Annotated in this window: 12 protein-coding genes; 8 read left to right on the top strand and 4 right to left on the bottom strand. The window is 68.4% G+C overall.

Annotated elements, in window-relative coordinates:
• The first annotated feature begins 149 nt into the window (after positions 1-149).
• From ACWDX9_RS53995 to ACWDX9_RS53985, 3 genes are read left to right on the top strand one after another with little or no spacing between them, the layout of a single operon-like run.
• The gene (locus ACWDX9_RS53995) at positions 150-743 is read left to right on the top strand and encodes a dihydrofolate reductase family protein (protein WP_449970054.1); all 594 of its coding nucleotides are present in this window, start codon (positions 150-152) and stop codon (positions 741-743) included.
• The gene (locus ACWDX9_RS53990; RefSeq protein ID WP_449970051.1) at positions 740-1,660 is read left to right on the top strand and encodes an NAD-dependent epimerase/dehydratase family protein; all 921 of its coding nucleotides are present in this window, start codon (positions 740-742) and stop codon (positions 1,658-1,660) included. The genes ACWDX9_RS53995 and ACWDX9_RS53990 overlap by 4 nt, the downstream gene beginning before the upstream one ends.
• 42 nt (positions 1,661-1,702) lie before the next feature.
• The gene (locus ACWDX9_RS53985) at positions 1,703-2,011 is read left to right on the top strand and encodes a putative quinol monooxygenase (RefSeq protein ID WP_449970048.1); all 309 of its coding nucleotides are present in this window, start codon (positions 1,703-1,705) and stop codon (positions 2,009-2,011) included.
• Positions 2,012-2,686: 675 nt separating this feature from the next.
• On the opposite strand, the gene ACWDX9_RS53980 is transcribed toward ACWDX9_RS53985, so the two are convergent.
• From ACWDX9_RS53980 to ACWDX9_RS53970, 3 genes are all read right to left on the bottom strand, one after another.
• Positions 2,687-3,211, bottom strand: coding sequence for a hypothetical protein (locus ACWDX9_RS53980; protein WP_449970046.1), 525 nt, complete (start codon positions 3,209-3,211; stop codon positions 2,687-2,689).
• A 612-nt stretch (positions 3,212-3,823) separates the two neighbouring features.
• Positions 3,824-4,048 (bottom strand): hypothetical protein, encoded by a 225-nt coding sequence (locus ACWDX9_RS53975; protein WP_449970044.1) that lies wholly within the window; start codon positions 4,046-4,048, stop codon positions 3,824-3,826.
• A 44-nt stretch (positions 4,049-4,092) separates the two neighbouring features.
• On the bottom strand, positions 4,093-4,272 hold the full coding sequence (locus tag ACWDX9_RS53970; protein WP_449970041.1) for a hypothetical protein: 180 nt from the start codon (positions 4,270-4,272) through the stop codon (positions 4,093-4,095).
• A 97-nt stretch (positions 4,273-4,369) separates the two neighbouring features.
• On the opposite strand from ACWDX9_RS53970, the gene ACWDX9_RS53965 reads away from it, so the two are divergent.
• Positions 4,370-5,302, top strand: a complete 933-nt coding sequence (locus ACWDX9_RS53965; protein WP_449970039.1) for a GlxA family transcriptional regulator — start codon at positions 4,370-4,372, stop codon at positions 5,300-5,302.
• A gap of 350 nt (positions 5,303-5,652) precedes the next feature.
• Here the strand turns inward: ACWDX9_RS53965 and ACWDX9_RS53960 are convergent, their stop codons facing one another.
• The gene (locus ACWDX9_RS53960) at positions 5,653-6,084 is read right to left on the bottom strand and encodes an STAS domain-containing protein (RefSeq protein WP_449970036.1); all 432 of its coding nucleotides are present in this window, start codon (positions 6,082-6,084) and stop codon (positions 5,653-5,655) included.
• 153 nt (positions 6,085-6,237) lie between these two features.
• On the opposite strand from ACWDX9_RS53960, the gene ACWDX9_RS53955 reads away from it, so the two are divergent.
• The 4 genes from ACWDX9_RS53955 (at position 6,238) to ACWDX9_RS53940 (ending at position 9,440) form a co-directional block, all read left to right on the top strand.
• Positions 6,238-6,564, top strand: coding sequence for a helix-turn-helix transcriptional regulator (locus tag ACWDX9_RS53955; RefSeq protein ID WP_355212670.1), 327 nt, complete (start codon positions 6,238-6,240; stop codon positions 6,562-6,564).
• A gap of 305 nt (positions 6,565-6,869) precedes the next feature.
• On the top strand, positions 6,870-7,259 hold the full coding sequence (locus tag ACWDX9_RS53950; protein ID WP_449970034.1) for a hypothetical protein: 390 nt from the start codon (positions 6,870-6,872) through the stop codon (positions 7,257-7,259).
• Between the two features lie 346 nt (positions 7,260-7,605).
• On the top strand, positions 7,606-7,935 hold the full coding sequence (locus ACWDX9_RS53945) for a hypothetical protein (RefSeq protein ID WP_449970031.1): 330 nt from the start codon (positions 7,606-7,608) through the stop codon (positions 7,933-7,935).
• A 515-nt stretch (positions 7,936-8,450) separates the two neighbouring features.
• A complete protein-coding gene (locus tag ACWDX9_RS53940; RefSeq protein ID WP_449970056.1) occupies positions 8,451-9,440 on the top strand; it encodes a serine hydrolase domain-containing protein in 990 nt (329 codons plus the stop codon).
• Positions 9,441-10,102: the final 662 nt, after the last annotated feature.

Below are 10,102 nucleotides of genomic sequence, written 5' to 3'. Positions count from 1 at the left end.
GACGTCGAGGGTGCGGGCGATGGAGCAGGCCATGTCGCCGAAGTTGGTGCGTTGCATGGGGTCAGTCTACCCATTGGAGTTCCCTTAGGGAACTTCAAGTGTTACGGTTATAGAGTCTCTTCAAGGAACTCAAGGAAGGAATTGCCGCCATGAGCAAGGTCATCGCCGCCCACGCGGTGTCGGTCGACGGCTACATCACCGGCCGCGACCCCGGCGCCGGACGCGGACTGGGAGACGCAACGATGCTGTTCGACTGGTACTTCAACGGCGACACACCCAGCCAGGTCTTCGACGGGTTCAAACTGAGCGAGCCGAGCGCCCGCGTCTTCGACGCTCTCGCCGCACGTGCGGGCGCGGTCGTCGCAGGGCGCAACACCTATGAGGACTCCGACCATTTCGGAGGCGGCAGCCCGCACCCGAAGGCCCGACTGGTCGTCCTCAGCCACCGGGCCGCACCGGAGATGACCGACCGGCAAACTCTCATCACCACCGGCATCGAAGACGCGATCGCGGCCGCTCGCGAAGCCGCCGACGGCAGCGACGTCGGCCTCATGGGCGGCGGCGTCACGACCGAGGCCCTGAAGGCAGGGCTCGTCGACGAGGTGATCCTCCACCAGGTGCCCATCCTGCTCGGCGGCGGCCGCCCCTTCTTCCAGTCGCTGCCCGAGCACGTACACCTCCGCCTGCTGGAGGCCGTACCGGCACAGGGCGTGACCCACCTCCACTACGAGGTGGTCCGATGATCCTCGTCACCGGAGGGCTGGGCATGATCGGCGCGCACACCGCCCGCGCGCTCGTCGACCTCGGACACGAGGTCGTCGTCACCGCACACCGCCGGACCGAGGTCCCGTCGTTCCTCGTCGGCCGGGTCAGCGTGGAGCCTCTCGACGTCACCGACCGGGACGCCTTCCTGGCCCTCGCCGATCGCCACGACATCAGCGACATCGTCCACCTCGCCGGCAGCATCCCCGGCGAGGACCCGGTCAGCTACTTCCGCACGGACACGATCGGCCTGTTCAACGCGCTGGACGCCGCCCGCACCTGGGGTGTGCGCAGGTTCGCCGTCGCCAGCAGCCTCGGCGTGTACGTCGGCCGGAGCGAGACCCGCTGGCACGAGGAGCTCGCGCTGCCCACCGCGAACCTGCCGCACCTGATCGTCGCCTTCAAGAAGGCCGTCGAGCCATTGACCACGCACAGCCTCCAGGGCAGCGGCGTCCAGCCGGTCGTGCTCCGCATTGGGAGCATCTGGGGACCGCTGATGGACCCGGAATCACCGTTCAACCCCATCCCGCCGTACATCAGCGCCGTGCTCCGCGGTGAGAAGCCGCAGCCACTCTACGCCGACGACGGCGGCGACGGTTGCTACGCACCCGACGCCGGGCGCGCGATCGCCCTGCTGACGACCGCGGAAACCCTGCGGCACGACACCTACAACGTCTCCAGCGGCCGACCGTTCACCAACCGCGAGCTTGCGGACGCCGTGCAGGCGATCACTCCCGGCCTGCGGCTCGACCTCCTGCCCGGACGGCAGGCCGGCCCCGGCGACAACCCCTACCTCGACATCACCCGGCTCACCCACGACACCGGCTTCGCGCCGGACTTCGACCTCGCCAAGGCGGTCGCCGACTACGTCGCCTGGCGCGCCGACAACCCCCGCTAGAACCCCACCCGGAAGCGGCCGGCCCAAGATCAGGAGGATCTGATGTACGGGGCACTCGTCAGGCTCGTCATCAAACCAGGAAAGCGATCGGAGTTTCTGGAGCTTTCGCGCTGGAACACCCAGGTGGTCAGGGAATCCGAGCCGGGCACGCTGCGACTCGACCTGTGGGAGATCGAGACGGAACCTGACGTGGTGTACGTCTACGAGGTCTACACGGATGAGGCCGCCTTCGAGAGCCACATCAAGAACGGACCGGTGCAGAAGTTCGGTGAGATCATGAATGACCTGGTCGAGGGCTGGACCATGGTCATCCCCTTCGGGCACAGCACCATGTCGAATCTGGACGAGTGACCTGGAGCCGACAAGAGCCAGGCCACGACCCCGGCGACACACGCGGCTGGGCTGTGGTGGCGCGCGTCGATCACCTGCCATTGAACGAGGCAGGCACGCCGGACGCATCGCCACCAGTGAACCTGACGTCAAAAGCGCGCAGCTGTTCACGCCGGCACTGACGCTGCGATCACGCAAACTCGCCATTCCCGGCCAGAACGGCCCCGTCGCGCGCGCCGCCGACCCATGCCGGCGCCGGACTCGCCGCTGACAAGGACCGGCACCCAGCCGCCTGCCGACACCCGGGCAGCGTGCGTAACGCGCTGGTGAGCGCCAAATCCTTCGCTGAGAACGCCACTCGCTTCGGCCCGGTCTGTGAGGTGACCCGCGGCGACGCCAGCGGGGAACGGACCGAAGAACCGCTGTCTGGTGTTTGGTCAGTTGCTGCGTCCACGGCTCCGGGCGGAGGCGTGGTGATGCGGGCGGAGCTCACTTGGCATCGGGCAAGAACCTGGAGAAGCCGCGGGGGTCCTCGGTGTCGGACTGGGGTCGATGCCGCTGCCGCCGGAGGCGCCGCACCGGCGGATGGTGGACCTGGCCCGGAACGGCGTGCAGGCCACGGCGACCCGGCCGCCTAATCTCACGATCAATAGGTCCCTGCGGAGACGTCCGCAGGGACCTATTGATGATCACGCCTTATGGCTCGACGAGGCCGACCGCGAACGCGTAGTCGTCCAGGGTGAACTGAGTGATGCCCGTGATGCGCAGGGCTTGCACCCGGACGGTGTAGGTGCCCGGGCCCAGGGGAGCAGAGAAACGCTCGAGGGCGTGGGCCTCCTCGACGCCACCGGGGCTGTCGAACCTGTAGTCCGTGCTCGTGACCGGTTGCAGCTCGGTGGTCGTTCCAGCGGAGTTGACCACGACGATACGTACGGAGCACCATGCACTGGCGTCGCCGGCGCAAATGGACTCGGCGGTGAAGCGGGCGTCGACGAACCGCGTCGTCCCCGAGGGCACGGTGACGTTGACAGACGCCGTCGGGATGTTCCCCCAGGCTCCGACCGTCTGGGCGGTCCATGGGCTGCTCTCCCCGGTGTAAGACTGAGCGCTGGTCTGCGTGCCGGTCTGGGAACTGGACACGGCGTCGGCGGCGGTGATCGTCAGCGCGAGAGCGCCGGACAGCGCCGCCGCGGCGAACGCGGTCTTGATGAGTCTGGACAACGGGGTTCCTCTCTGCCGGCGCGAAGCCGTGCGCTCCGCGATGGGTCGTTGCTGGAACCACGCTGACGAGAATTCCGTGGCCGGTGAAGCCCTGGCCGAATCATCCGTACAAGTCCGGACAAGCACCCGCCCGCCCCTGCCCGCGCCGGCGCGTCGGCCAGCCGGTCGGCGGCGTACCTGTCATCCACCTCGGCCCGGACGCGCAGCTATCGCGGCCCGCAGGTCGGCCGGCGCACAGGGGCGGCCACCTCGACCGGCCGCCCTGCGGCCCGGGCCACGCCGGGTCAAGGTGACCCGGCTCGCCGCCCGCCCGCTCGATCAGTTCGGCCACACAGCCACGGGCCTGGCGAATCCCACTCTGCTTCACGAACCGCCTGGTGGACACTCCGATCCTCGCGGTACGTCCCGGGCTTTCACGCAAAGTCCGGGATACTCGAAGATGAGCACCGCCGCTGTGACCTTTCGGTGGGCGATGCCGACTGAAGCGTGTGCAATGGCGCCCAGGCGATGCCGATGCATCCCTCCTGGACGGGACGCCCACCAGTTGGGCGACGAAGGCCTGGTCGGGGTGCCTCAAGGGGCGCAAGATGCCCTGCGCCTTCGAGGCCGGATCTACACCACCCGACGGGACGTAACCCCTTCGTAGGTGAGGTAGGTCAGCAGTCCCATTCGTTCGGGGATCTGCGGAGTGGTGTGAAGAGCGGTCGCCTCCCAGACCCGGTCGACGTCCCGGGCGGGAGCGCCGAGATCGGTCAGCACCGTGGCGGCAAGATCGGCACCCTCCATCTCGAACCGGAGCCGGCCCGGTGCGTCGGGGCCTGTTCCCAGGTCGTGCATCACATGGGCGGCGAAGAGGAGTTCCTCGTCGTAGTCCGCGTCGTTCAGGACGCCTTGCGGGCGGCGAACAGACGGGCCCAGTAGAACCCGCGAATGCAGTGGTTGAGCACAGACGGATGCACCGCAGCACGTGCCGCGGCGAGGCTTGCCTCAACCAGCGGCCCGGCAGGAAGAGCGAGTACCTCGTTCCGCAGGCCTTCCGAGAGTGCGGGGATGCCGGTCATGACTCGACACTATGGAACCGGCCCTCCTGCCAAAAGTGGCACGGATGCCAACCAGCGCTACAGTCGTGCCACTATGACCAACAGACACCACGTTGCGGTGCTCGTACTGCCCGGTGTGCTTCCACTCGAGTTCGGTACCGCGACGCAGATCTTCGCCATGGACCCCCACTATGAGCTGACCGTGTGCGGTGACACCGACACCGGCCTGGTGCCAGGGTTCGGCTTCGCGATCACCGTCGCGGCCGGCCTCGAGGCCCTGGACGACGCCGACACTGTGATCATTCCGGGTTACGACCACATTGACGCGATCCTGTCAGCCGAGCTTCTGGCGGCACTGCGAGCCGCTCACGCCCGAGGCGCCCGACTCGTCTCCATCTGCACCGCGGCCTTCGCCCTGGCCGCGGCCGGGCTGCTCGACGGGCGCCGCGCGACCACACACTGGCGGCACGCCGAGCAATTGCGTCAGCGCTACCCACTCGTCGATGTCCTGCCGAATCAGCTCTACGTCGACGACGGCGAGATCCTCACGTCCGCCGGCGTGACCGCGGGAATCGACCTGTGCCTGCACCTGATCCGTACCGACCTGGGCGCCGCAGCAGCGAACACACACGCACGCGATCTCGTCGCGCCGCCACGGCGACGGGGAGGCCAAGCGCAGTTCATCGAACAGTTCCGCCCCGAAGCGAGCGGAGATGAACTCGCACCTCTGCGGGAGTGGATGCTTGACAACCTTGCGAAGCCCCTGACCGTCGACCACCTCGCCGAACGCGCCCATATGTCGCGGCGGACACTGATCCGCCGCTTCCGCGAGGAGACCGGCACTCCTCCCATGGCCTGGCTGACCGACGCACGCATTGACCGAGCCCGCGAACTGCTGGAGGCGACCACCGTGCCCATCGAGCAGATCGGCCGCCTGACCGGTCTCGGCGCTCCCGCTTCCTTGCGGGCCGCATTCCATCGGCACCTCGGCACCTCCCCTCAGGAATACCGGATCGTGTTCCGCCACAAGGACGAGATGGCGGACGCATGATCTCGGGGCGCCCTTGAATCGCCCGACTCGACAGATGCGGGCCTTCTGGGGCGACAGTTGCCAGTACGGGGACTATGACCTCACGCCGTCCTTACCCCCGGACCTGTCCGATGCCCGCTGGGCGTAAATGGAGCCGACACCGACGGCCTGGCGAGCCGCACGCATGCAGGGCCGTTCGCGATCACCGTTGCCGAGCCGCCGACCAGCCGGCAGGACATCTTCGACGTCAACCGCACCGGCATCGCCTGGAAGTACCTGCTCCATGACCGTGAACTACCGGTAGGAGCTGAACCCGAGCCGGACCGAGAAGCCGTCCAGATCTGGGGCAATCCGATGGCCAGAGCGTCAGGTCATGCCGCGGACCGCGGCATGGGATCGATCACATCGGCGGCCAGCAGCGCCTGATCGAGCCCGGAATGGGTCTGCAACAACCGGCCGACGCCCGTGATCTCCAGGATGCGCCTCACCCGTTTCTGCGGGGCGGCCAGGTGCAGGCCGGCGCCATGCTCATGTTGACGGTGGTGCTGCTGGATGAGCAGACGCAGGCCGGAGCTGTCCATGAAACTCACCCCGGACAAATCCAGCACCAGGGGCAGGCCGGCGTCCGGATGCTCACGCTCGATGTAGGCGGTCAGCTGGGCGACGGTGGCGGCATCCACCTCGCCCGCCACCTCGATAAGGGTGCCGCCGATCAAGGCTCGGCTGGTCAGGCGTAGCGGGGTCACGTCAGTCATCCGCGCGGCCAGGTTCTCGGCATGGCGGCCGACCGCCTGCTCAGACATCGCGTATCCGCCTCCTCGATTGGTATGGGGACTTTGGTGACGCTCTCAACCGTAAACCCTGAAGAAGGTTACATGAAATAGCTTTCACTATAAACTCTGAAGCCAGCCACTACCCGACACCGTCCGTCACCACGGACTGAAAGCGTGAGCGCCATGCAGCCCGGTCACGAGACCCCGGCCTGGACCTTCCTGACCCACCACGCCCGCGTGCTGCTGGAGATCGCCCGCAACCCCGAAGTACGACTGCGCGAGATCGCCTCCTGGATCGGCATCACCGAACGCACCGTACAGAGCATCGTCAACGACCTGCACGACGCCGGATACCTCACCCGCGAACGAGTCGGCCGCCACAACCGCTACACCATCAACACCGACCTGGACTTCCGCTACCCCACGGAGGCCGGCATGCCGGTGCGCCGCCTGATCGCCATGTTCACCGACCGCGACCTGCCCGACGGCCCGCCGTCGCACCAGCCGTAGACCGCTACCTCGCCGGCTCGGCGGCCGATGTGGCGGGTTGGTCGTCGTCTTCCAGCGCCTGGTACGGCGTGGAGCGGCCGACGCCGACCTCGCGGGCGATCTGGGTGACGGACTGTACGCGGGCGCGGCACCACGTTCCTCCTCCCTGCTCCGTCAGGCCGTGTCAGGTAACGCGTTCGTCACTATGTGTCCCGCTCATGCTGGTTCGGGAGCACTCTGGAAGCATGTCGAAGACGGCAGCAGGATCCGGACACGCCCCACGGTCACGGGGCAGGCGGTGGACGATCGTCGCCGCGATCGTCGCGATGGCAGCGTTCCTGGCCGTGGGGTTGATCGGCTTCTTCGCCGACCCGCTACACCTCCCGCCGGACGTGCTGGGCGTGCTGGATCAGCGGGCCAGCGTGATCAGCATGTTCATCGGCGCGGCCGGGCTGGTGGTCGCGGTGGTGGCGCTGCTGCTGCAGCTGCGCGCCGACCGTACCCAGCCGACCGCCGCCACTGATCCAGCGGAGGCCGTGCCCGAGACACCGCCTGGCGTGTCGGCTTCGGGGGAGCGGTCGATCGCCATCGGCGGGGACAACTCCGGCATCGTCTCGACGGGGAATGGCGCGCGCAATGTGCAGATGCGGGCTCAGGCCTCGGGGGAGGGCCGGGTGTATCAGGCAGGCGGCGACCAGACCATCAACGAACGATGACCACGGGGCGGCTGATGCCCCAGCCCTGCTCCCGGACGCCCGGTGTCGTTGGTGAACAGGGAGGGTTGTACCAGCGGCTCGCGACCAGCCCATCAACCAGGTCACTCACCAGGCGCCGCAGTGGCCACTGCCTGAGGCGGGCGCTGTGGAGGTCCCCCACTGGGGCTGGCCGTCCTGCCGCGACCTTCGTCGGCCGCGATGCAGCCCTTACCGCCATCCGCCAGGCACTGCAGGTCGGGACAGAGCCCGATGTGATCAGAGTCAGGCTGTACTCGGGCCGGGCGGCGTCGGCAAGAGCGAACCGGCCCTGCGATACGCCCACCGCCACCGTGGCCGATACCGGCTGGTGTGGTGGATCGACGCCGACAGCTCGGACCTGATCCGAGCCGGGCTGGCCGCTTTGGCCCGCGCGCTGGCCTGCGGCATCGACTCGGTGGCCGCCGAACGGGCCATCGTGGAAGAAGCCGCCGCCTGGGCCCTGAGCCGGCTGGCCGCGCATCCGGGCTGGCTGGTCATCTTCGACAACGTCGAGGACACCGCCGACATCGAGCCGTACCTGGCCCGTTTGTCCCACGGCCACGTAATGATCACCACCCGTCGCGCCACCTGCGTAACACCCCCGTCCACCTGGAGCTGCTGCCCCGCCCGGCCGCCGTCGCCCTGCTGGCTGACCTGATCGGCCCCCGGACTGCGCCCACACCCCCGCGTTGAAGGAACTGGCCGGACAGTTGGGGGACCTGGCCTTGGCCCTGCCCCAGGCCGGCGCGTGTATCAACCGCACTACCGCGGCCAAGTACCTGCGGTTGCTGAAGGACGCCCCCGGGCGGTTGCACGTGGCCACGCCGGTCGGCGGGGACGGCGAGCGCATGGTGGCCAAGGTGCTGACGCTCAGCCACGCCGGTGGGATCGGGGGAGGCGGGCGATCAGCTCGCCGACCTGCGCCCTATCCGCGAACGGGTCCGGGCGCCGACCATCCCGACACCTTGACCAGCCTCTCCTACCGGACGGGGAAGTGGAGAGGACGGAGCCGACCGGTGAGAGATGGCTTCATTCAACAGGATGGCTTCTTGACGCCTGACTGCTCAGCGAGCAAGTAATCAGTTGCATGTTGGCGATGGTGGTTGATACAACGTCCGGCATCGCTCACCTCTCAAAGACCATCGCCTGCCATCTCAAGGACCGCTTGACGTGATGCCATCGGATCAGGCCCAAGCGCCTGCGCTGCGACTTCGTGATCGGACCGCCGCTCTGGTCGAGCTGGCCGGCTACGGCACCGGCGATCCGCTCGTGCTCGGCGTACGGCAGGGCAGCGCGCCGACCGCATTTCTGACCAGCGGACGAACCGCAGCCGGCGAGCCGTTGACGGCCGGCACGGTCGTCTACACCGCATCGCTGTCCAAACAGATCACGGCCGCCTGCGCGGCGCTACTCGTCCGGCAGGGACGGCTGGACACTGAGTCGACCCTGGCGCAGTGGATGCCTGAACTGCCGACGTGGGCGAGCACCATCAGGGTGCGCCACCTGATTCACCACACGAGTGGTCTGCCGGAGGGCATCGAGTTCGACGAACTCCACCGGGCGGAGCTCGACCGCACCACCGTCGGCGTCATCCAGGCGCTCGTCCGGCTCGACCACCTCGACAGCACACCGGGGACCGAATTCCGCTACTGCAACGCCGGGTACGTTTGCCTGGCGGTCATTGTCGAACGCGCGGCGGGCCGGCCGTTGCCTGACTTCGCCCGCGAGCACGTGTTCCAACAGCTCGGGATGCTCAACAGCCGATACTGGTCCGGCCCGGCACCGCATCCGCCCGGAGCCGCGCCGACCCGCGCGCACTATCCGGCACCGTTGTCCCTCGGCGACGGCGGAATCTGGTCCACGGCCCCGGACCTGCTGCGCTGGAACCAGGCACTCGAACGCGACGAACTACGCGTCTCAGCTCTCCTCCACACGCCCGGCCACCTGGACGACGGCACTTTGCTCGACTACGCGTGGGCCGTAGACGTCCACACGCACGCGGGTTGCCGGATCTACCGGCACGGCGGTCGCTGGGCCGGGCTGAGCGCGCAACTCGTCCGCATCGCTGACCAGCGCTCCAGCCTCGTCATCATCGCGCTGGACGACGACGAAGGCCGCACGGCCAACCTGGCCAACGCGATGATCAAAGAACTCACGACCTAGAGACCGATTACGGCGGCTCGAGGTCGTCCTCGGGGTCCGCGTCGGTCCTCCCGAATCTGGGCGCCCGCACTTGACACCGTTCATCGTGGCCGATGAGATCCTTCCCGGGATTGGTGATCTTCACCCGGACAGGGCGGAGGCGGCGATGGCCCGGCCGGGCACCGAGCGGTGGTGTGCCGCCCCGCACCAGTTCCGGGAGGCCCACGCTGCGGGGCAGTGCAGCACGGCTGGTCGAGGCGGGGCTTGGCGTGAGCGAACGGGCGGTCTGGTCGCGCCTGGCCGGTGACGAGCAAACCGGCGTAAAGCAGCGGTTCCGGCTTCGGGCATCGACCGGGCGGCGTATGCCGACTTCCGCGGGAACGTGACGGGGGTGCACCGGTCGACGACATCGCGATCATCGCCCGTACCGGCACCATCCGCCTGCACGGCAAGGGCGACCAGGTTCGCACCGTCCCGATTCCACCGACCGCCCGGGCCCGCATCTCCGCCTGGCCTGACAGCCGCGGTCGCCACCCTGGCCCGCTGTGCACCGGCCGCTGTGAGAAGCGGGGGGGGGGGGTTGGCGAGGCCCCCCCGGCGCCGGAGAGAGGGAGAGGGGGGGGGGGGGGGAGAGGGGAGTGTTGTGGGGGTGTGTGGAGGGGGGGGGGGGGGGGGGGGCGGGG

It is taken from the genome of Nonomuraea sp. NPDC003201, from assembly GCF_053590415.1.
This window is presented reverse-complemented; position numbering and strand designations above follow the sequence as displayed.

Coding starts and splice junctions, on each gene's coding strand:
- ACWDX9_RS53995 (WP_449970054.1), top strand. CDS start 150: ATGAGCAAGGTCATCGCCGCCCACGCGGTGTCGGTCGACGGCTACATC.
- ACWDX9_RS53990 (WP_449970051.1), top strand. CDS start 740: ATGATCCTCGTCACCGGAGGGCTGGGCATGATCGGCGCGCACACCGCC.
- ACWDX9_RS53985 (WP_449970048.1), top strand. CDS start 1,703: ATGTACGGGGCACTCGTCAGGCTCGTCATCAAACCAGGAAAGCGATCG.
- ACWDX9_RS53975 (WP_449970044.1), bottom strand. CDS start 4,048: ATGCACGACCTGGGAACAGGCCCCGACGCACCGGGCCGGCTCCGGTTC.
- ACWDX9_RS53970 (WP_449970041.1), bottom strand. CDS start 4,272: ATGACCGGCATCCCCGCACTCTCGGAAGGCCTGCGGAACGAGGTACTC.
- ACWDX9_RS53960 (WP_449970036.1), bottom strand. CDS start 6,084: ATGTCTGAGCAGGCGGTCGGCCGCCATGCCGAGAACCTGGCCGCGCGG.
- ACWDX9_RS53955 (WP_355212670.1), top strand. CDS start 6,238: ATGCAGCCCGGTCACGAGACCCCGGCCTGGACCTTCCTGACCCACCAC.
- ACWDX9_RS53950 (WP_449970034.1), top strand. CDS start 6,870: ATGGCAGCGTTCCTGGCCGTGGGGTTGATCGGCTTCTTCGCCGACCCG.
- ACWDX9_RS53940 (WP_449970056.1), top strand. CDS start 8,451: ATGCCATCGGATCAGGCCCAAGCGCCTGCGCTGCGACTTCGTGATCGG.